Source organism: Desulfovibrio porci (assembly GCF_009696265.1).
Taxonomy (GTDB): domain Bacteria; phylum Desulfobacterota; class Desulfovibrionia; order Desulfovibrionales; family Desulfovibrionaceae; genus Desulfovibrio; species Desulfovibrio porci.
The window spans coordinates 142,532-164,227 of record NZ_VUMH01000005.1 but is presented as its reverse complement, the minus strand read 5'-3'; the positions used below and the strand labels follow the sequence as shown (position 1 = coordinate 164,227).

General features: G+C 62.7%; 15 protein-coding genes. 5 read left to right on the top strand and 10 right to left on the bottom strand.

Features of this window, described 5'->3' with window-relative positions:
- Window positions 1-3 precede the first annotated feature (3 nt).
- Window positions 4-786, bottom strand: coding sequence for an ABC transporter ATP-binding protein (locus tag FYJ44_RS06825; protein WP_229772570.1), 783 nt, complete (start codon window positions 784-786; stop codon window positions 4-6).
- A gap of 328 nt (window positions 787-1,114) precedes the next feature.
- Window positions 1,115-1,291 (bottom strand): hypothetical protein, encoded by a 177-nt coding sequence (locus FYJ44_RS06820; RefSeq protein ID WP_154510535.1) that lies wholly within the window; start codon window positions 1,289-1,291, stop codon window positions 1,115-1,117.
- 451 nt (window positions 1,292-1,742) lie between these two features.
- Between FYJ44_RS06820 and FYJ44_RS06815 the strand changes: the two genes are divergently transcribed.
- Window positions 1,743-3,410, top strand: a complete 1,668-nt coding sequence (locus tag FYJ44_RS06815; RefSeq protein WP_154510533.1) for a hypothetical protein — start codon at window positions 1,743-1,745, stop codon at window positions 3,408-3,410.
- Here FYJ44_RS06815 and FYJ44_RS06810 read toward each other — a convergent pair.
- Window positions 3,400-4,053, bottom strand: coding sequence for an IS1595 family transposase (locus FYJ44_RS06810; protein ID WP_154510531.1), 654 nt, complete (start codon window positions 4,051-4,053; stop codon window positions 3,400-3,402). The genes FYJ44_RS06815 and FYJ44_RS06810 overlap by 11 nt on opposite strands.
- A gap of 335 nt (window positions 4,054-4,388) precedes the next feature.
- On the opposite strand from FYJ44_RS06810, the gene FYJ44_RS06805 reads away from it, so the two are divergent.
- Window positions 4,389-5,027, top strand: a complete 639-nt coding sequence (locus FYJ44_RS06805) for a hypothetical protein (protein WP_195840969.1) — start codon at window positions 4,389-4,391, stop codon at window positions 5,025-5,027.
- A gap of 167 nt (window positions 5,028-5,194) precedes the next feature.
- On the opposite strand, the gene FYJ44_RS06800 is transcribed toward FYJ44_RS06805, so the two are convergent.
- From FYJ44_RS06800 to FYJ44_RS06770, 7 genes are all read right to left on the bottom strand, one after another.
- Window positions 5,195-7,207, bottom strand: a complete 2,013-nt coding sequence (locus FYJ44_RS06800; protein WP_154510527.1) for a vWA domain-containing protein — start codon at window positions 7,205-7,207, stop codon at window positions 5,195-5,197.
- A gap of 65 nt (window positions 7,208-7,272) precedes the next feature.
- Window positions 7,273-8,304 carry an SEL1-like repeat protein gene (locus FYJ44_RS06795; RefSeq protein WP_154510525.1) on the bottom strand — a complete coding sequence of 344 codons (1,032 nt, stop codon included), beginning with the start codon at window positions 8,302-8,304 and terminating at the stop codon, window positions 7,273-7,275.
- Between the two features lies 1 nt (window position 8,305).
- Window positions 8,306-10,939 carry a virulence factor SrfC family protein gene (locus FYJ44_RS06790; protein ID WP_229772569.1) on the bottom strand — a complete coding sequence of 878 codons (2,634 nt, stop codon included), beginning with the start codon at window positions 10,937-10,939 and terminating at the stop codon, window positions 8,306-8,308.
- A 98-nt stretch (window positions 10,940-11,037) separates the two neighbouring features.
- A complete protein-coding gene (locus tag FYJ44_RS06785; protein ID WP_154510521.1) occupies window positions 11,038-14,151 on the bottom strand; it encodes a virulence factor SrfB in 3,114 nt (1,037 codons plus the stop codon).
- A gap of 2 nt (window positions 14,152-14,153) precedes the next feature.
- Window positions 14,154-15,458: an SrfA family protein gene (locus tag FYJ44_RS06780; protein ID WP_154510519.1), complete on the bottom strand. Its 1,305-nt coding sequence runs from the start codon at window positions 15,456-15,458 to the stop codon at window positions 14,154-14,156.
- Window positions 15,455-16,591 carry a S1C family serine protease gene (locus tag FYJ44_RS06775; protein ID WP_154510517.1) on the bottom strand — a complete coding sequence of 379 codons (1,137 nt, stop codon included), beginning with the start codon at window positions 16,589-16,591 and terminating at the stop codon, window positions 15,455-15,457. Before FYJ44_RS06775 ends, FYJ44_RS06780 begins: the two co-directional genes overlap by 4 nt.
- Before the next feature lie 96 nt (window positions 16,592-16,687).
- On the bottom strand, window positions 16,688-17,509 hold the full coding sequence (locus FYJ44_RS06770; RefSeq protein ID WP_154510515.1) for a YMGG-like glycine zipper-containing protein: 822 nt from the start codon (window positions 17,507-17,509) through the stop codon (window positions 16,688-16,690).
- A gap of 309 nt (window positions 17,510-17,818) precedes the next feature.
- On the opposite strand from FYJ44_RS06770, the gene FYJ44_RS06765 reads away from it, so the two are divergent.
- The 3 genes from FYJ44_RS06765 to FYJ44_RS06755 all read left to right on the top strand — a co-directional run bounded on the left by FYJ44_RS06765 (window position 17,819) and on the right by FYJ44_RS06755 (window position 21,617).
- Window positions 17,819-18,769: a TAXI family TRAP transporter solute-binding subunit gene (locus tag FYJ44_RS06765; protein WP_154510513.1), complete on the top strand. Its 951-nt coding sequence runs from the start codon at window positions 17,819-17,821 to the stop codon at window positions 18,767-18,769.
- Between the two features lie 103 nt (window positions 18,770-18,872).
- A complete protein-coding gene (locus tag FYJ44_RS06760) occupies window positions 18,873-19,451 on the top strand; it encodes a DUF1850 domain-containing protein (RefSeq protein WP_154510511.1) in 579 nt (192 codons plus the stop codon).
- 78 nt (window positions 19,452-19,529) lie between these two features.
- Window positions 19,530-21,617, top strand: a complete 2,088-nt coding sequence (locus FYJ44_RS06755; protein WP_229772568.1) for a TRAP transporter permease — start codon at window positions 19,530-19,532, stop codon at window positions 21,615-21,617.
- The last annotated feature ends 79 nt before the right edge of the window (window positions 21,618-21,696 follow it).

The window sequence follows — 21,696 nt, the reverse complement described above, 5'->3', positions numbered from 1 at the left end:
AGCTCAATCCCCCCCGGCCGCATGGCGCACGTCGGCGAAAACGCCGTCTGGCCCGGACTCCACCGTAAAGCGGACCAGGCTGAAACCGGCGTCCGCAGCCATGTCCGGGGCGTGCGTGACCATGATCATGGTAATGCCCAGTTCCCGCGCCAGATCCGTGAACAGACCCAGCACATTGCGGGCGTGCCAGGGGTCCAGGGCGGCGGTGGGCTCGTCGGCCAGCACCACGCCGGGGCCGTGGGCCAGGGCGCGGGCAATGGCCACCCGCTGGCGTTCGCCCACGGAAAGCGTGGCCGGATACTGTTTGAGCAGATGCCCGATGCCCAGGCGCTCCACCAGGGCGTCCACGGCTTCCCGGCGCTGTTCGGCGATGCCCAGGCTGCGGCAGTGCAGCAAAATGTTTTCCCCGGCGGATAAAAAGGGCAGCAGCCCGCCGGTCTGGAGGACATAGCCCAGATGCCGCAGGCGCAGGGCCGCCAGGGCGTCCGTGCCGCCGCGCCGCCAGGCGGCCAGCACGTCCTCGCGCCGTTGGGGCGTGGGGGCGAAAAGAAAACAGGCTGCGGACTCGCGTCCGTCCGCCGTTTGGATGTCGGGTTTCAGCGCGCAAGCCAGCAGGTCCAGGGCCGTGCTTTTGCCGCAGCCGCTGGGACCGGCCAGGGCGAGTAACTGGCCGCGCGGCGCGTCAAAGGCCGCGAGGCGCAGATGAAAGCCGTCCCGGCCGGGACGGTGTTTGCCCACGCCGCGCAGGGAAAAGACCAGATCGCTCGTATCTTCCATCTCAGCCATTGTCCGTAGGGGCTCACTCCGTTTGCGAAGAGCTGAAAATCCTGCCGCCCCGGCGGGACGGCTGCAAAAAAAATTATGCCGTCGGGAAGTGGCCTGAAAATCTCCACCCGCAACAGGCCCGGAAAAACTTTCTTAACCTACTCTTGTTTTTTCCCTTCCACAAGAAAAGGCGACACGTGTCCCAGGACAAAGAGATAGAACCGCTGCTATGTGAAAATAGTGCGTGAAGCAAGCAATGGCTTGGGAGGTTACGGCCCGGAGCGCGCCAACAAAAGCAGCGGCCCGCCAATGGTATGGGCGGGCCGCTCCGGGTTGCGCGGGAATTTTTTTAAGCGCCCCCGGCAGGCGGGGGGAATGATCTCCCCGGACGCCCCAGGTAGGTATCATTGCCGTCCTTGGCCTTGATTACGCCCGTCTTCGCGCTGTCTTCCTCGACGATGGCGTCCTTGCCCGCGCCGGTGGTGATCTCCCCAAGCTGCGCGCTGCTGTTGACGATCACCTGCAAGGAATGCCGCCTTGTTGAGTGTTTCTTTGCCAAGCTTACATCATTCCGAAGAGTTGTTGCTCGATATGATAATCTTGCCATAACCTTTAACGCTGCGGCTATGCTGGCAGCGTGTCTCATTTGGCTATAATAATTTATTTGGAGACAGCCCCTGGACCACTATGAAGCCCAATAAAGAATTTTTACTCATGTTACATGAATGTAATGACACGCGACTTTTTGTATATCTGCCGCGCCGTATCAATTACTTTGAAAATTTTTTCCGGGCCTGTTGCGGGTGAAGATTTTCAGATAATCTCCCGATAATATAAATTTTTTCCAGCCGCCATGTCGGGGCGACGCGGCGCATCGTCCGCCCGCACAAACGCTTCGGTATTGCATGTCCACATTTTCAGATATAAGACGAAAATAATATGTTTCTTGACAGAGTAACAGTGGGGGGGATGAAGCTATGGCCTACTATTTTGATGAAGCGTATTATATTTCCGCGAAACTGGCGCAAATGGCGAGCATAGGCACGCCCATGACCGAGCCGGAACTGCGCTCCGCCATTGAGGCCGCCTCCATGACGGTTCAGGAGCACTACGAGATGTTCGGCCGCCAGGAAGGGCTGAACCCGAACCCGTATTTCAACGAATACGAGTACTTGCAGGCCAAGACCGCACAACTCAATTCCGTGGGCGAACCCAATTGGTACGGCGATGGCCCCTGGACCGTGGAACAGACCCTGCAAGCCATTACGGACGTGGGCATGACCCCGGCGGAGCATTACGCGGCCTACGGAGCCTTTGAAACGGACGCGAAAGGCAACTTCATCAACCCGTCCAACGCTTTTGACGCCAACGCCTATTACGAGGCCAAGCTGTACCAGTTGCAGCACACGGACCCCAAGGGCGGCTGGACCCTGGAAAACATGCTGGAAGCCTTTCAGCAAGCCGCTCTGGACCCCATTGACCACTATGCGGCGTTCGGCGCGGATGAGGCCGACGCGGCGGGCATCGCCTTTGTGGAAACCGTGCCCATGGAGCAGCGGGTGGGGAACGACCCGGCCAGGGACGCCGTCACCGGCCACACCGTGCCCGCCAACTACAACCACGCCACTCCGCCGCCCGACGACACCGGCGTGTTGCCGCTCAAACCGGCGGACGTCGGCGGCCTGGCGGACGAGCGCCATTCCCCGGCCCCCATCTTCCCGGACAAATCCCTGCCCGTGCCGGGCGACGCAGATTACCACGCCGCGCCGCCGAACATCGAGGATCTGCGTGACGGCACGGTCCTCCCGCCCACCGGGGACGACGCGGGCAAAGCCTCGGGCAACTGGCTGGTGCTGGACAAGGACGGCACGGCCGCCATCGTGGTCGGCCAGGACGGCGCGATCAAGGGGCTGGTGCCGATCCAGAACGATTCCCACGGCGGCTTCGTGATCGCCGACGGTCAGGACAAGCCTTTGGGCGATCTTGCGGCCGTGCCGCCGGACGACCTGCCGGGCTACCTTTCCGTCGTGCCGGGTCTGAACAACAACGTCCATGACACGCCGACCCCGCCGCCGCCGGACTATTCCGGCATTCTCGCCGCGTTCGACCCTCACGACGATCTCCAGGTGAGCGGCACCATCAAGGCCTCGGGCGAAAGTTCCGTCACCCTGAAAGACGACGGCACAATCTCCTGGGCCGGGCAGAAAAACGGGGCTGTTCCGCCTACGGACCTCCTGTTGGAGGATCATACTCTGAACGCGTCCGCCGTAACCGGCAGCGGCGTGCTGAAGCTGGAAACCTCGTTTACGTCCGAGCACGCCATCATAGGCAGCGCCACGGCGAAGAACGAGGTGACCGTCAACGTCGGCGCGAAGGTGAAATCTATCAACACCGGCACGAACGACGACACGCTCAACATTAACGGCACGAGCAAGACGACGAACGCTACCATTCTCAACGGCGGCAAGGGCAACGACACCTTCAACGTGACCAACGAGAACGGCGATGTTGAGCACTACATCATCGACGGCGGCGAGGGACACGATAGCCTCAACATCGCGGACGTAAACTTAATTGCTGGTAATATAGAATTGTCCGTCAAGGGAATTGAAGAAGGGGCTGTCCTAGCTAAGACTAATGTTTAGCTTGTTTTACCCAATAAGTTAGCTCAGTTAGGAGTTGTTTATGATTGCCCCCATTGAAGCGCCATTCGCACTCCTTGAGGAACCAGTAAAAGTGTTCAGGCTTGATACCGTTAAAGCGACGTAAGTGTCTTTTGGCCTGATTCCAGAAATTTTCTATTCCGTTGATATGATTATATTGTTCCGCAAACTTCTGGGAATGATTGATGCGATGATGATGGAATCCGTTGATATCCAGGGCGTTGTAAGCTGAAAACGTATCCGTATAGACTATGCTGTCAGGCTCCACCTGTTCTCTGATGATAGGCAGAAGTGTTTCCGTACGGGCATCGGGAATGATTGCCGTATAGACTCTGCCGTTTCTCTTCAGCAGACCAAAAACGGCTATTTTTCCGGCAGCTCCCCGTCCTCGTTTACCTTTTCTTACTCCGCCAAAGTAACTCTCATCAGCTTCTATCTCACCGGACAACCGATAACTGGGGAGATGGGAAGCAATAAGACGGCGCAAGCGCATGAAATAGGATGCGGCTGTGTTACGGTTTACTCCTACCATTTCTCCGGCAGCCCTTGCCGTAGCGCCTGCCACAAAAAATTTTATGAGTTCGGTCTGTTGCCGATTACTTAGTCTGCTGCGCCTTTCATACATGGCGTTATCCTAGCTCTTTTTTCTTAGCTAGGACAGCCCCTTGAAGAATACCATAAGGAACACGGAAACACCCCCGCCACCTCGTCTGTGAATATGACCATCGTCGGCGGGACCAACCTGAGACCCTCTCCGGCGACCTCGCGTTTGCCTCTGACATAATAACCGTCAACGCTCCCGGAGAGGACGTCAGCCTCACGTTCGCCACCAACAGCGCAATCAAGGAATTTGACATTCAATACGCCGCCAATCTGACCATCACGGGCATGACGTATAACGAGTATACTGCGAAATATGAGCTTGACTGCTCCCAGATCACCGGCCAGGCCTCCATTGACATGAGCGGCTTCTATGGCGCGGTGAAGTTCATCGGTTCCGACCAGGACGACATGTTCATCAGCGGAGGCGGGGGGAGAGTGGCGGCCAACAATAACGCAAACCCCGTGGAGATCCACGGCGGCAAGGGCGCGGACACCATCGACCTGACGGCCAGCGGGATGCCCCCTTCCGGTCAAGATATGCGGTACTGCACGCTGACATACGTTCGGGGGGATTCCGAGTACAACAACTATGACAGCGTCAGCGGCTTCCAGACCGACAAAAAATCCGGGGACGCGCTGTATCTGCCGACCAAGGTTGTATTCGGCGATGTGGCGTCGGGGCAGTCGACAGGCATTGACAACGTCACCTATGGGGCGAAAGACGGCATTATCACTTTCACGGGGAAGGCCTCCCTGGAGCAGTTGATCGAGGCGGCGCTGAGCGACAACATCATCGGAGACGCCACGAGCACGGCCGCGTTCGAGTACCGCGGCGACACCTACGTCATCCAGGGCGACGGCGTGGCGGGCGCCGGAACCAACGATCTGGTGATCAAACTGGTGGGCGTCACCGGCGTGACCGCGTTTGGCTCTACGGCGGCGGACAACACCATCGTCCTCACCGACCATGTTCTCGGCGTCTTCACCGGTTCTTAAGGTAAGCCTGGAGGGGCGCTCAAGCCTTGTATCCACTCACACCGGCGCTCTCCGTTCAGGCGGGGAGCGCCGGTGCGCGTTACAGGCGGCCGCCGGAGCGAACCGGGGCTTTCAGTTCTTCTCAGAGTCAATCAGCGTTAAGCTGATACATGGCCGGGAGCCGTCGGCTACGGCAGCATGTTCAGGGGCACGCGGTAGACCCAGTCCCCGGCGTTGGGCTGGCCGAAGCTTTCCCAGTTGGCGCGGTCCCGGTCGTATTCCTCATAGCGGGCCAGGCGGGACTTGAGCCGGTTGATGAAGGCCGTCTGCTCGCCGATGCTCATGCGGTACCAGTCCTCTTCGCGCAGCAGCATGATGTCGCTCTTGTAGGGCAGGCCGTCCAGAAATTCGGCCAGTACGCCCAGTTCGGCCAGATTCTTGCCCTGAGTGGGCAGATTGGGATCGCGCGCCATGCGCGTGGAGGCTGAAAGAATGCCCTGGAAGAAGTCGCGCGAGTCGGTCTTTTTGGTGCGCTCGGCATTGTCGATGATGGCCTTGAGCTGCGCGCTGAGGTCGTTGAGCTGATTTTTGGTCAGCAGCACGGCCACTTCCACGCTGGGGCTTTGCTCATGCCTGGCGAGACGCTTGAGGTCCATGTCCGCGATCCAGGAATTGACCACGCCGGGGGCCTGGTTTTCTCGCGCCCGGCCCAGATATTCCAGCTGCATGGCATAGCCCAGGGTCGCGGCCAGTTGGGCCGCCCGCTGTTCGGGCGTGGCCTGCTGCGGCGTTTCATCCTTGGGCCGGGTCATGATTTTGCCGTCGGCCGTATTCTTGACCATATCCACCATGCCCGCGGCCAGGGTTTTGGCCACGGCCGCGAACTGGCGCGCGCCTTCCGCCGGGGTGGGAGCGGCGACAGCCTGATAATTGGAACGGTTGCCGGAAAGCTTGCTCAGGGCGCGGTAGCTCTGTTCGGCGTAGCTGTGATTCTTGGCCCCGCCGGGGCTTTTGACGTGCAGCACCGTGATCCAGATGCCTTTTTGCCGGGCGAAATCATTGAGCTCGTTGACGCCCATCTTGACCGAGGCGTACGTGTCGTCGCTTTTCAGGGGGCCCGCGTCGGTGATCAGGAGGATCAGGCGCGAGGTATATTCGCTCCAGTTCAGCTCTTCCACGGCCTTGTACACGCCCGCCAGGGAATCCTCGTTAAAGTCGTGGCTGGAGACCGTGGCCTCGCGCACCTGGGCCAGTTTGTCCTCCAGGCTCTTGCGGTTTTTGGCCGTGGCGAAATCGCTGACCACCCTGGAGACGTATTCCAGGCCGGGCGTTGCCGTGGTGCTGCTGCGGAAAGCCACCACAGCGAAGCCCACATTGTCGGCCATCTTGTCCTGTTCGATCTTGTCGTAGATCTGCCGGACCACGTTGAAGCTCTGCTCAATATAGGGTTTCATGGAAATGGAGGTGTCGATGACCAGCGCGATGCCGGTCTTGGGCGGGCCGTTTTTGCCCTGGCTGTTCTTGTTTTTCGCATAGTCGCCGGGGTCAATGGAGGCCACGCGCAGAAATTTCACCCCGTCAAAGGGGTCCTGCATGGCCAGAATGGGCATGAGATAAAAACGCTTTTCAGACACCGCCCCCTGGGCGCCGCCGGGTTCGCTGGCGATGACGGGGAAGGTCGCGGGCAGATCGGCGGCCGCGCCGCCTGTGCCCGGTTTGGCGAATGCGGCCGCCGCGTTCAGCAGGGCGTCCAGTTGCTTTTCCATGTCCTGGGCGGAACAGAGGGCGTTGAGGTCCTGCTCGGTCTTGAAGAAAAGCACCGGATCACGCCCCGTGCGCGGGGTGAACAGCAAGGTCAGGGACTGGTTCCAGTCCGTGGCCTTGGCCGCTTCCAGCCAACCCGCGGGTTGGCTGGTGGAAGGGCCCACCCGCAGCCAGCCGTCCTGCCGGGCGTAGACATAGAGCACGGTAAAGGGAACCACGGCTTCCTGAAGCACTGTGGCGTCGGCCCTGGGTTCGGCCCGCAGGCTGGCCCCCGGATGGCTGACCACCCGCTGGAAAAGGTTTTTTTTGCCCTCCTGGAGCAACGGGCCGGAGGAAGGAGCCGGTGCGGAAGCCGGTTCGGCCCGGACAGCCGCGGCGGCCAGCCCCAGACACAGCGCCGCAAAAAGGGGCAGCCACAAACGGACGCTCAGATGCATTTTTTTCTCCTTGCGCGGAACGCGGGCCGTGCGGCTCTACAGCGCGCAAACGGTCCGGTCGCGCCTTACTTCCAGTTTTGCAGCAGGTTTTGGGCTTCGGTGTTGCCCTTGGCCGCTTCGTCCCGCGCATGGACGCGCAGGGCGTCCAGAGCCTTGGCGGCTTCGGTCCGGCCTTTTTGCGCAGCCTGCTCGTACCAGTGCTTTGCCTGGCTCATGTCCACAGGAATGCTGCCGTGCGGCAGGGGACTGAGTGGATCGTAAAACTGCCCCACCAGCAGCATGGCTTCCGCATTGCCCTTCTGGGCCGCGTCTTCCAGCAGCAGAAAGGCCGCGTCGCTTTCTTCAGCGCCGGCGCCGTCCTTGCGCATGGGCTTGGCCAGGGCCAGGCTCATTTCGGGCCGGGCCTCGCCGCGCAACTGCTCACGCGCGGCGGCTAGAGGAGATTTTTCGGCGGATGCGGCGGGGGCCGTCCGGTTCTGGTCCGCTGCGGGCGCGGGCGGCAGGGGCGGTTTTTCCGGCGCGCGTAGCGCAAACCACCACACAGCGCCGCCGATCAGCAGCAGAAGCAGCAGCGCGCCCGCCAGCAGGCCGCCTTTGCCGCCTTTTTTCCCTTTGCGCTCCTCGGGCATTTCCAGGGGCGGCTCCCCGACCACGGAAGGCAAAACCGGTTCCGGCGGGGTTTCTTCTTCCGCCACCGGCTCGGGCTCCGTCACAGTCTCCACCGGCGCTTCGGCTTCGGGGGCGGGCGGCGCATAGACGCCGACGCCCTGGCCGCCGCTGATATGCGAATAGACCAGATCCCGGAGAACCAGCACGCAGACGCCCGCGCCGGGCAGGCTGAGGCGGTAGGCGTCCAGATTGTCCATCTCGTCCACCACGGCCGGGCCCACGGACAGGCGCAGGCTGCCGCCGTCATTGTCCCAGGCGTCGGGCGTGAGCGCGCTTTCGCTCTCCTGCCAGCCGCCGCCGGAAAGGGTTTTGCCGTCCGAACCCCGGCGGAGCACAAAAACAGGATCAATGACATTGCCCGCGTCGTGGATTTCGATAATGCCGTAACCGGGGCCGCGAGAGGAGTCCGCTGTGATGGTGGCGCGCATGTTATTCCTTGAAGGCCCGCAGGATGTCGCGCAGGCGGTTGTTTTGTTCCGGATTGACGGTCTGTCGGCCGTCAAAATCCACATTGGCGGTCACGCTGTAAGCCAGGGCCCGCAGCCAGTCCGTGTACCAGAGGCGGTCATAGGGCGATTCTTCCTCCGCGATATGCGGTTCGCCCGTGACGGCCGGGGGCGGATTGAACAGGCTGACGCTTTTGCCGCCGAACAGAATGGTGCGCGCCGCCTGATCCTTGAAGCGGGGGTCGAAACCCAGCCAGTCCACAAAGGCGTTGACGGCGTCGGCCGCCAGGCTGACCTGCTTCCAGATCAGGCGCTCGCGGGCCATATTGCTGTAGGCCGAACTTCGCCGCAAATCGGCCTCAAGATTTTCGCGCAGCCCGCAACGCGCGGCGGCGGTGATCAGCTCATGGCAGAACTGGTCCAGCTCTTTGGCGGGCAGACCGAAATAATTGCGGGCCTCCGCGTCGCCGGCCAGATCGCGCAAGCGCCCGATCCAGTGCTCCAGCGCCAGACCGGCGAAAACGGCGGCCGTATCGCGGGCGCGGTCCTCTTCTCCGGTTTCAGGCACGGCGGGCGCGGACTGGCTGTCGCCGAAAATGTCGCCCAGAATGTCATTGGCGGAAACCCGCGTCCCCACCACCGGCGCGGGCGCGGGCGGCGCGTCGGCCTGATCCCGGCTCTGACCGGCGCGGGAGCAGATCTCGTAGAGGTCGAAATCCCGCACCTGCAGGCCGCGCAGGAATTCGCCGAAGAGCTGTTTTTCCGCCAGCCGGGCCAGCCGGGCCACCAGCACGCGGGAAAGCTGCTCCTGCCGGCGGCGCTGTTCCTCGCGGTCGTCGCTTTTGTAAAAAGGCGTGAGCCTGGTCAGCACCTGTTCGCGTTTTTCGTCCAGGCTGACTGTGATCTGGCGGCGTTTCAGCTCGGGATTGCAGAGCGGGCGCAGTTTTTCGCGCAGCAGGGCCACGCCGCCGTCATTGAGGGTCATGGCCGCCTGCCAGACGGTTTCGGGCTCGCTGACATGGCGTTGCACCAGAGGCGATTGCAAAAAGGCCTGGCGCACTTCTTCCACGTAGGCCGTCTGCTCCGGCCGGATGCCGCTTTCCCTGTCGCCGTCAAAACTGAAAATGGCCTCACTGCGGAAATTGGGATTGCGCAGCAGGAAGACGTTGCGGAAGGGATGGCTGCCGTCCCAGTTTTCCGGCCAGTCGTGCTGCTTGCCGAAAAAGTCCAGCAAAGAGGACTGCAGGCGCGTGGTCCAGCGCGTTTCCACGGAGGGCGTGCCCTTTTTCTTTTCGAATTCCATATCCATCTTGGTCAGCACGAAAAAGAGCGCCGGGGCCTTGCCCGCGCGGTGGGCCGGGTTTTCACCGTGGGTGGAGCATATCCAGTCATACACGGCGCGCGGCAGATCCTGCACTTCCTGATTGCCGGGCCCGATGCAGAGCAACATGCTGGTGAGCTCTTTTTCCTCGCAATAGCGCTCGAACAGGTAGGCTACCTTGCCGCGCAGGAAAAGGTTTTCCAGGGTGCCGGGGCGCTCCAGCTCCTGATTGAGGTTTTCGAGTTTCAGGCGGGAACGGTAGCCGGGAAAGTCCAGCAAATCGGTGTGATCAAAGAAGTCGTCCGGCTTTTCGCGCATATAGATGGTGATTTCAGCGGTCAGGGCCGTGACCACGGCGCGCGGCAGCGCGGCCTTGCGTCCCCCGGCTCCCAGAATGGTCAGCATGTCCGTGGACGGCTCACTGAGGCCGCGCAGCAGGGCCACGTCAATGATGCTGGTCTCGCGCGGGATCAGAGCCTCAATGGGGCAACCGGCCTCGGCCGGGTGGCCTAGGTCGCGCAACGCGCCGCAGAGTTGCAGGTAAAGGCCCTGAAATTGCGGCACGCTGTTCCAGATCAGGCCCAGCAATTGCGCCCTGTCTTCCAGGCCCAGGCGCGGAGCCAGTTCCGCGGCCCGCAGCCAGTAGCCTTTTTGCAGCATCTGCACTCGCGGCCGGGAACTGAAATTTTTGTTAATGTATTCCCTCAAGTCTTCCACGTCGTCGCCGCTCAACGCGCCGTCGGCCGGGGCAGTGGGGGCGGTCCGGGAGGCGCGGGCCTCCAGGGCGTCCAGAGCTGCCGTCATTGCCTCGGGCTGAGGGGCTTCCTTATGCTCACAGTCGGCATAATAGGTATTGGCCAGCACACGGGCCACGTCCGTTTCAGAGAGCAGACGCAGGCGGATGGGAAAGCCTTCGGACAGGCCTTCGGGCGGGGTGGTGGTGAAGCGGGTCACCAGGCCCGTGGATTCCTTGCCGCCTTCAGGATTGATCTGGGTGATGAAATCATAGCATGTGCCGCCGAAATCCGCCGACAGGGAGCCCTTGGCGTCGCGGGCCAGAGCCGAGATGAGATAGGATTTGCCGGACTGGCTGGGCCCGAATACGCCCACGCACATCTTGCGGCGCGCGGCCTGCTCGCATTTGTGAAAAAAGCGGGCCGCGTGGCGCATATCCTTTTGCAGGGCCGCGCATTCGCCGCCCACCAGTTCACAATTGTCCTGAAGCCAGTCCTCGGCCTGACGGGATTGCTCCGCCAAATCGCGGCAAAGCCGGGCCAGATCGGTATCCTGCTGCATAGCCATCCTCATTTGGTGCATTCAACACTCGAAATGTTCGTTCCCGGCAGGCAAAGCCCGCCCACGCGCATTTCACGGCAAGGATTTAGAGACAGCCCCTAGCCGGCGTCGGTCACAATGCCGGTATCCAGCCAGTAGCCTTCGTCCAGTTTCAGGGTTTGCAGACGTATTTCCAGGTCGCGGCGGTCCACGCTGCGGCCCTGGTTGTCTGTAATGGCGTCAATGCTGAATTCGCCTTCGCTGCGGCGCTCCTTCTCCTCATCCGTGCGCGGGGCGTCGTCCCAGACGTCTTCCACGCGCAGGCGCACTTCCACAGTATAGGGCAGGCGGCCCGAGGCGCGGGAGCGGGCCTCCTCGCCCGCGAAAGCCAGCAAATGGTAGCGTGTGGTGGGCCAGCGCTCGGCGTCCAACTGGCGGTAGCCGATGGACAGCGGGCCGCTGAAGGCCACCTGGCGGCTCTGTTCCGTGCCCTCTTTGCTTTCCACGTCCACGCTGAACCAGACCTTGGGCCGCTTGAGCTGGCTGTTGATGTCCATCTCGCCGATATAGCGCGCCGTGGAGGTGAGGCGCAGCGCGCCGGAATCAAAGGAGAAACCCTCCAGATGTCCGTCGGCCAGGGCGCAGAGAATAGCCCCCACCACCACGGTAGTCTTGGGGTCGGTAATCCTGCCCAGGGCATCGGCAAAGGGATACCAACTGCCCACATGGTACTGGCGCATGGGAATGATCCGGTCCGGCGGCACGGGCAGCTTGGCCAGCACCGGCGCGATGACGCCCTGCCAGGCGCTGGGGCGGCCCGTAAGCAGCAGCACGTCGCTGTCGTACAAATGCACCATTTCGCAGAGCGCGGACAGGGTGGGCCCCAGCGTGGCCCGGATGGTGGCGTCCACGGCGCGCGGGCGCACCTGGATGGGCACATCCAGAATATTAAAGTTCTGGATGAAGGGCGCCGCGCGGCGCACCAGGGTTTCCACCGCGCGTAAAATGGCGGCCTGAGGCCGGGGGGCGCGCGCCGCCGGGCTGAAACCGGCGGGAGTGTTGTCGTCCAGAGCCGGAACCGCGTGCTCTTGCGCCGGGGCAAGGGGATCAGGTTCGAAAAAATCACCCAGAACACAACTGTAGCCCGCATCCCGCATATCCGGATTCTCGCAGGCGGCCAGCAGGCCCAGAGCCACGGGCACGGCGATCTGGCGCACCAGACGCACGCGGGTATTGCGTTCTTCCTGGGACATGCCGATGGCGTCGCGCCCGAACAACTGGCCCAGCAGGCCGCGCGGTTCGCTCAAACCCTGTGCGGCCAGGGCGTCGCCGATGGCCGGAATCACGTGGTTGGCCACAACTTCACGTAATACTTCATCTCCGGCGATATTGAAACCGTCGCGGAATTCGGTGTGCGGCACGATGCGGGCCGTGTCCCCTTCGCCGCTGGCCAGCTCATAGGTGGTAATGGACAGATCCGTGGTGCCGCCGCCGATGTCGATGGAAGCCACCCGCACACAGGGATGATCGCCGCAGGAGGCGCGTGGTTTGCCCATCAGGCGGAAGAGGTGGTGGGCGTCGCCGTGCTGTTTGACGGCCAGCTCATTGTAGAGCAGGACCAGCTGCGAGCAACTGGCTTCGTCCCAGTCGCAACGCACCTGTGGACTCAGGCGGTAATCTCCGCTCTGGCCCTTGTTCTGTTGCTGGGGCAGGTACCATTGGCCCCAGCCCAGCGCGTCCCAGATTACCCGCACGGCCCAGAGCACCCAACGCCGGAAAATACGTTTTTCCGCCACAGGCATGGCCGTGGGCACGGTAAAGATCAGCCGCCGCAGCCGACGGGGCAGGTTGGGCAGTTCCCGCCGGACACGGGTGGCCGGAGAATTGATGGTCACCAGCGCCTGCGTCAGAATTTCGCCCATCATGAAGAGCATCAGGGACGAGCGGGTGAACAGGGATTCAAAAATGGGCTCGGCCTGCTGCCTTTGCAGGGCCGGACTCTTTTTGAACAGCGGATCGTCAAAGCAGGCCAGGGGCGTGCCCTGCGGATTGAGCTGGCGGGCGAAAAGCCCCCGGCTGACCATGGGTTCGGCTTTGCCGCCGGTATTGTAGCGCCAGCTCTGCTGCCAGGGGCGCTCGTCCCAGAGATAGCGCTTGGGGCTGGACATGCCCGTGGTGCCTTCGGCGCAGACGGCCTGGGTAGCCAGACGCGCGGCCTCCGGCCCGATGCGCACGGCCGAGGGCCAGGCGAAGGCCGGGCTCTGGCGGCCCGAGCGGCGGGAAAGGGCGTCATTGCCGAAAGCCGCGTCCACAAATTCAACACGGGTTTCAAACGGCTCGGCATAGACCCGGTCGGGTCGGCTGAGGTCGCGCAGCTCCAGCAGATAGCTGTCGTTGAGGTTGGTGACGCGCTGGGGCAAGGTTTCAACCAGAATGCCCGTGGTTCGGGAATTGCCGATGTCCAGAATCAGGTCCACGTCCACAGGGGTGTCACGGTCCGGATTGATGACTTGGGCGGCCAGATCGTCAAGCGCCAGGCGTACCGTTTCCAGCCAGGTCAGGTAGCTGGCCAGATGTTCCAGCACGTAGGGTGTTTCCTCCTGCCAGGAGCCGCGCCCGTGGTGTCTGGTCTGCCGCCAGGCGCTGTAGATGCCGGAAAGCCATTCGTCCACCCAGGCGGCGTTGAGAAACCAGGAGTTGTCGCGCACCTGATGGGCCAGCATGAAATGGCCGTGGGCCGCCACATCCTGCGGTGAAAGGGCGTGATATTCCTCGCCCTCTGCGGGGCGGGGCTCCACATTGGTGTCAAAGGCCAGGACCACGCGCAACTGGCCCGGCTGCTGTTCGGAACGCATGACCATGGCCCGCGCCCAGTTGGAGGGGCCGCATTCAAAACGTCTGCCGCCGTCGGGCCAGAGCTGGTCCAGGGTGCGCAAGAAGGGGACGGGCAGCCAGTGTCCTTCCCAGACATCCAGAGCGCGGCGGGCGTTCATGTCATAGTCATAGTCGCAGGGTTGGCCGGTCAGCTGGTCCACAAAGCCGTTTTCCGTTTCCACCAGGCAGCGCAGATAGTGGGTATAGCGGCCTCCGGCGTCGCCCTCCTGTTTTTTTTCCTCACGGAAATAGCGGCGCAGGCGGTGGATGACCTCCTCGGAGAGGGAAAAATCCAGAAACTGCGGGCAACCGCCGGGGATGATGCTGACCGGCGAGAGATAACGGGGAATGGCGTCCATGCTTATTTCCTTCTGAAGCGGGCGTCCCACTTGTGGCGGGAGCCGCCCAGCTCATTGCCTTTGCACTGGGTGCTGCGTTCGCTGCCCGTGCATTCCACCTTCTGGGGCACATAGGTGCCGCCGCGCGGGCAGCGGGCCGGATCGGAATCAAAGAGCAGGCGGTTGCCCTGGAAGCGCGCGCCGGCCGAACCGCTGCAAACCTGGCCGTTGCGCTCGCGCACGAAACGGCGGCCCTTGCCGTTCTTGTCGAAGCAGTATTCGGCGATGATCGGCTCGTTGGAGGGATGCGAGTACAGACCCGTCTCGCTGGTCCAGCAACCTTCCAAAAAGGCAAGGTCGTTTTTCTTGGCCGCGTCGCTAGGGATGTTCAGATCCTCGTTCTTTTTGGGCGCGGGCTTGGGCTGCTCGATTTTTGGCTTTTCCCGCCTGGGTTTCTCAACCTTGGGTTTGTCCGGCTCCGGCGGCGTTTCCCCCAGGAAGGGCTCCACCACTTCCGGTTCCTTCTTTGGTTCCTTGACCGGCTGCTCGGGTTCTTTGGCCGCTACCGGCGGGATCACCGGCTTGCAGAGGGCCGCGCGATCCAGCAGCTGTTGCCGAAGCCTGGCCAGTTCGTCATCCAGTTGGGCGGCGCGGTTTTTCTCGGTTTCCAGAGCCGCGTCGTCCGTCCTGAAGCAGGAAGACGGCAGGGGCGAGGGCAGGATGCCCAGAGCCGCCAGCAGCAGCCAGAGCAGCAACAGGAGCAGAAGAAGGGGCAACAGCCAGGCCAGGCAGCCGGTTCGGCCCGGGGTCGGCGGAAGAACAGGGGCCGCTACGGGCGCGGGAGGCGGGGGCGCGGCCCCCAGGCGGGAAAGGTCCTGCGGTTGCGCGCCCACGGCGCCGGGCGCGAAGCCCCAGTTGATCAGCACGGGTCTGCCGTCAAGGGACCAGAGATCGTCGTCGGAGGGATGCTGCAAGGCCAGTTGCAGCAAAAGGCCCGAAAGGGCCTGCCGGGCCTGGGCGTCGGCGGTCAGGGACCGGGAAAGGGCCAGGATGTCTTTGGCCAGGCCGCCCGCTTTGGCGCACAAGGCCTGTGCCTCGGCCTCGGGCAATTCCTTGAGGGGCCGCGCTTCGCCCTGGCCCTCGGCGTACCAGTCCACATTGCGGCCTTCCGCGTCGTGTTGCGGCTCGGCCAGCAGGGCTGCATGCTCTGGCCCCAGTTTCTGGAGCAGAATGGCCCGGATCTGGGCGTAGCAGTCTGTGGCGAAAATTCCCTGGCTGGCCAGAGCCCGCATTTGGCCGCGCAGGCTGACGGCAATCCGCACGCTCATGGCTTGCCTCCCATGGCGGGTTGAGCCGCCGGAGCCTGGGAGGCCGGGGCCGCCTGGCTGAACGGAATCCCCACGGAGCGCAGATAGTCGGCCAGGCTGGCGCTGACAATGGCCAGACTGGACTGGCGGTAGGATTCGTCATCCAGTTTGATGAAGGTGTTGATGCCCACCACGTCGCCCTTGTCATTGACCAGCGGCCCGCCGCTGTTGCCTTGGGAAACCGTGGCCGTATGCACGATGAGCGGCGGCGTGCGTTGCAGGATGACGCTCACCGCGCCGTCGGTATAGACCACTTCCGGAGCGGCGGTGGCGCTGCCCTGAAGCATGGCCGCGAATTTGGGATCGTCAGCGGTGACAGCGCCGGGGAAACCCCAGGCGCTGACCCGTTCGGTGCGCTTGATGTCGGCGGCCAGCTTGAGCGGCGTGATCGGCGGCGCGCCCCGCACCTGCAGAACGGCGAAGTCGCGCCCGCCGGATTGGGTCGTGCGCAGGACCGTGGCGGTGAGCAGGCCCTTGGTGGCCTTGTTGACGACAATGGCCTGACCGGCGTCGCCCACCACATGGGCGTTGGTGACGATATAGCCCGGCGCGACAAAAAAGCCCGAACCCATGGAAAGGCCTTCTTTTCTCTGGGCCAGTATCAGCACGGTTCCCTGTTCCAGAAGCTCGGCCACACTGGTCGGCGGGGCGGCAGCCGCGCTTTGCGGGGTGAGCGGCGTCCGGACGGCGGGCGCTTCCGCCGCGTCGGCGGGGGACTGGCCTGGAGCCACGGGCAGCGGCGGCCAGACCACGCCGTCAGGAGGCGTCATTGTGTCCAGTTCCCGCTGGATGTCGCAGGGTTCTTTTTCCAGCAGCAGGCGCAACCGTAGCAGAAAAGCTTCGCGGGCCTGGTTGTTTTGCCGGGCCTCGGCCGTCTGCCGCTCAAGGGACGCGCGGCGGGATTCCGCGGCCTGCCACTCCTTCCAGACCAGCCAGGCCGCCAGCAGGAGCAGGCAGAGGAAAAGCAGCAGGCCCCAGAACCAGGGTCTTCGATACCAGGGAACCGCCGCGGGCGGCGACAGGGTCCCGGCGCTTTCCGCCGGAGAGGTCGCGCCGGTGGAGGAACCGGAAGTGGTGTTTTCGCCGTCTGTCATGCGCAAGCTCCGCTTTCACACACCCCGGGCGGGGCAAAACGCGGCCCGCCCCGCAAGCGGAAAGCAAGGCGGGGGCGGGCGCGCGGTTCAGATCATTCAGATCAAAAGGTTGTCCACAGTCTGCTGATAGGCGTTCAGGCGCGAATCCACATCCTGGCGGGTATTTTCCAGCTCCTCGCGGGAGGTTTTCCACTGTTCGGCCTGGGCCGTAACCGTGCTCTGGCTTGAGGCCGGGGCCTTCCGGGCGGCGGTGCGCCTGCCGCTTTCGCCCGCAGGGGCGCGCTTGGCCGAAGCCGGTTGGGCGGCGGTGTACTGCTCGGCCAGAGCCTGCTGGTATTCGCTGTCCTTTTCGGCCATGGTCGTGGCGGTGCTGTTCAGAATAAAGGACGTCTCCTCCAGGCCGCTACGGATTTCATTGTAACGATTCTGGAAATCCAGGCGGGAGATCTGTCCGGCCTTGAACTGGTTGGCCGCCAGTTGAAACTGTTCGTCATAGCATTTGGACGCCACCTTGGCCGCGGCTGTGGCCCGGTTCATGCTGGCCGCCTCGGAGCCCAACTGGCGGGAATAAGCCTGCAGGTAGGCGGCGTCGCGGTCCCGCGCCTGGGATTTGCCGTAAATATTGCCGGCCACCGCGCCGGAGACGCCGCCCACTGCCGCGCCGGCCACCGCGCCTTCCACCTTGCCGGTGGCAAGGCCGCCGATCAGCGCGCCGAGCAGGGCGCCGCCCGTAGCGCCCACAGCTGTGCTGGTGCCGGTGCTGTTTTCATCCTGCCGCAGTTGGGCCACAGGCTGGTAGCACTGCGGGTAATAATTGACCCTGGTCTTCTGCGCGCCGTATTTGCTGGTGCAGCCGCCGAACAGCAGGCCAGCCGCCAGGAGCAGCGCCAGGCCCGGAAGGAAAACACGATGTCGCATGGAACTGCCTCCTCGGATGCGGTTATGAAATCCCCACGTATTTTTTCATTTTAGTGCAAAGCAATGGCAAACGGCAAGCGGCAATCCGCCACCGGGTCGCACTGTCCTATTCCCGTGCCTCACGTTCGGCATTTTGTCCGGCGGAGCGGCCGGTCCGGGCGCGGCGGAGCGCCCCGGATTTGCTTTTAACGTCTCCATGCGCTACAAGAAAAAGAGTTCCCACCGGTTTTATGCCCGTGGCGCACGGCGGACGCATCAGGTGCGCTCTGTCCGTCTGACGGGCCAACCCTGTTCAAGGAGTATCCCCAGATGAAAAAAATTTTCAGCCTTATTCTGGCCGGCGCCTTGATTCTGGCCGCCGCCACGGCTTTTGCCGACGCCAAACGTCTGACTCTGGCCACCGGCGGCACCTCCGGAGTTTACTTCCCCCTAGGCGGCGCCATTGGTCAGGTGCTCACCACCAAAAGCAACGGCGCGCTGTCCATCACCGCCCAGGCCACGGGCGCTTCGGGCGAAAACATGCGCTTGGTGGAAGCCGGGGATGTGGATTTTGCCATTGTGCAGAATGACGTGGCCGACGCGGCCTTCAACGGCAAGGCCCCCTTCCGCACCAAGCTGGGGGATGTGCGCGCCATCGCCCGCCTGTATCCCGAATATCTGCATGTGGTAGCCAGTAAGGACAGCGGGGTGACCAAGCTGGAGGACTTCAAGGGCAAGAAGGTTTCCGTGGGCGCGCGCGGCAGCGGCAATGAAGTGAACTGCCGTCAGCTCTTCGGCTTCTACGGCCTGAATTACAAGAATCTGGAACCCATCTTCCTGCCTTACGGCGAAACAGCCGACCAGTTCAAGGACCGCCAACTGGACGGTTTTGTCTTCACCATCGGTACGCCGAATCCCGCCATTCAGGATATCACCACGGCGCAGGAAGTGGTTTTTGTGCCCCTGGACGGCGCCAAGGCCGATGAAATCGTGGCCAGGTTCCCCTATCTGGTGAAGGACGCCATCCCGGCCAAGACCTACAAGGGCCAGGAAAAGGACGTGCCCACGCTTTCGGTGCAGGCTATTCTGGTGGCCAACAAAAATATGCCCGACGACGTGGCCTACACCCTGACCAAGACCCTGTTTGAAAACCTTGATGATGTGGCCAAGGCGCACAACAAGGGCGCGGAAATTTCGCTCCAGCACGCTGTCGACGGCGTGACCATTCCCTTCCACCCCGGTGCGGCCAAATACCTCAAGGAAAAAGGCGCGTTGAAGTAATACTGTGGGCGAGGGGCCTTTCCCTCGCCCTGTCTCGTTTCAGGCAATACGGTCCGGGCGGGGGCGATCTCCCGCCCGGACCGGCCTGCGGGCGGAAATGGGCATGCTGAAAAATTTTATGTACATGCCGGCGGGTTTGCTGTGCCTCTGCATGCTGTTCTGGGCGGGAACGGCGCGGGCTGCTTCTCCTGAAGCGCCGGGCGGACCCGCCGAGTGGGGGAACACGGACGGCCGACTGGTGCTGAAAAATGCCGACGGCGTGGTGTTGTTTTCCTGCCCGGCCCGTGATGGGCTGGCCTTCGGCATCCGTTATATCCATTCTGTGGCCAAAAGCCCGGTGGAAGACTGGTTTCGCGTCAGCCGGGGCATGATTTTTCTGGAAAAAACGGTTTATCAGGATTTTGGGGCGGGCCTGCCGCACAATCCCGGACCGGGACAGACCATGTCCACCGGCGACGGGCACATTGTGATCAGCGGCTACCATAAGGCGCTGCCTTCTTTTGATGTACGCGTGGGGCGCATTGCGCGGCATACGCTGCTTTTGCCGCGGGAGGGCGCGGCTGACGGGGAACCGGCGCAAGGGAACGCGCGTGAGATTCCTCTGGCCACGCTGGCGCCGCCGGGCAGCGCCGTCACCTTTACGCTGGCGTCGCGTGTCCGCACGGATGCGGCGGCCCGTTGAACGGAACGGGGCAAAGCGCGCCGCAGCATATGACAACGTTTAGTTTTGAGGCAGGTAGGGATGAGCCACAAAGAGCGGATGAAAGTTATTGAACAGGAGGGATCCGGCGGTTTTGCCCTGGAAGAGGTGGAAAAGCTGGATTCCGCGACGGTCGAAAAGGTGCAGGGCACAGTCGACGTCTCAGAAATCGTGGCCAAGTACGATAAGGAATCGGCCTACCGAACATTCAAAGGCTGGCTGGAAGTTTTCATCCGCGTGGTCTGCATCGCCTTTTCGGGCTTTCATCTTTTCACGGCGGCCACCGGCGCGTACCCGCCGCAAATCCAGCGGGCCGTGCACTTGGGCTTTGTGCTCGTGCTGATTTACCTGCTCTATCCGGCGCGGGCCACGGGCAGCAAACATAAGCTCGCCTGGTACGACGTGCTGCTGGCCGCCGCCGGAGCTGCCGTCTGCGGCTACATCGTCTGGAATTACGATGTGATCGTACTGGATGCCGGGCCGCCCACCGAAATGGATTTCTTCTTCGGTTGCGCCGCCATTCTGCTGGTGTTGGAAGCGACGCGGCGCATCGTGGGGCTGCCCATTACCCTGGTGGCCATCTGTTTTCTGCTCTACGCAAAATTCGGCAATCTGATTCCGGGCATGATGGGACACCCGGGCTTCTCGCTCAAGCGCATCGTGGGCCATATGTATCTGACCACGGAAGGCCTGTTCGGCATGCCGCTGGGCGTTTCGGCTTCCTTTGTCTTTCTGTTCATTTTGTTCGGCGCGTTTCTGCACAGCACGGGTCTGGGCAAGTTCTTCATTGACCTGGCCCTGGCCGCGGCCGGTCGCTTTGTGGGCGGTCCGGCCAAGGTGGCCGTGCTGGCCAGCGGCTTTTTCGGCACCATTTCCGGTTCCTCCGTGGCCAATACCGTGTCCACCGGCACCTTCACCATTCCGCTGATGAAGAGCGTGGGCTACCGGGGAGCCTTTGCCGGCGCGGTGGAAGCCGCCTCCTCCACGGGCGGCCAGATCATGCCCCCGATCATGGGCGCTGCGGCCTTCATCATGGCGCAGTTTCTGGGCGTGGGTTATGTGGAAATCGCCAAGGCCGCGCTGATTCCGGCCTTGCTGTACTATTTGGCTGTGGGCTTCATGGTCCACATGGAAGCCAAGCGTCTGGGCCTCAAGGGCATTCCCAAGGAACGCCTGCCGCGCGCCTGGTTCGTGCTGCGCCAGGGCGGCTATCTGCTCATCCCTATTTTCGTGCTCATTTATCTGCTCATTCAGGGCTACACGCCGCTCAAGTCGGCCTATTACTGCATCCTGGCCACAGTGGTCATCTCTCTGGTGGCCAACAACTGGAAGGCCTGGGCCGGAGCCAGCTCCAGCGGCATGACAGTCGGGCATTCGCTTGCCTCGTGCAACCGCCTGGCCCTCAAGGATATTCTTCTGGCCATGGAAAACGGCGGCCGTCTGGCCCTGGGCGTAGCCGCGGCCTGCGCCTGCACAGGCTTTGTCATCGGTGTGGTGACCCTGACCGGCGTGGGCCTTAAGCTGGCCAACGCCATCCTGACCCTTTCCGCCGGCAGCTTCGCCCTGACGCTGTTTTTCACCATGCTGGCGTCCATTGTGCTGGGCATGGGGCTGCCCACAACAGCCAAGTACATCGTGCTGGCCACCATCGCGGCCCCGGCCATCCAGACTTTCCACGTCCCCCAACTGGCCGCGCATCTCTTCATCATGTACTTCGGCATTCTGGCCGACCTGACTCCGCCGGTGGCCCTGGCCGCCTACGCGGCGGCGGGCATCGCCAGATCGGAACCCAACGCCACGGGCTTCATGGCCGTCAAGCTGGCGCTGGCGGGCTTTTTGATTCCCTACATCTTCTGCTACAATCCGGGCCTGCTGATGATCGGCGCCAGCAACATGGAAATCGTCTTCATCGTCTGCACCGCGGCCGTGGGCATTGCCTCGCTTTCCTTCGCCAGTGTGGGCTACTGGCTGCGCGATCTTTTCCTCTGGGAACGTCTGCTGCTGGTGGGCGCGGCCATCACCCTGATTACGCCGGGGCTGATGACGGACATCATCGGTCTCAGCCTGATGGCGGCGGCCTATGTGCTGCAGAAAATCTTCAAGGAAGGCCCCAAGCGGCCGCTTGCGGTCGAGCCGAGCGCGGCGTAGGGCTTCTCGAAATAACCGCCCGACAGGCGGCACATAACAGAAAAGGCCGGGTGCGATATGCCCCGGCCTTTTCCTGTAC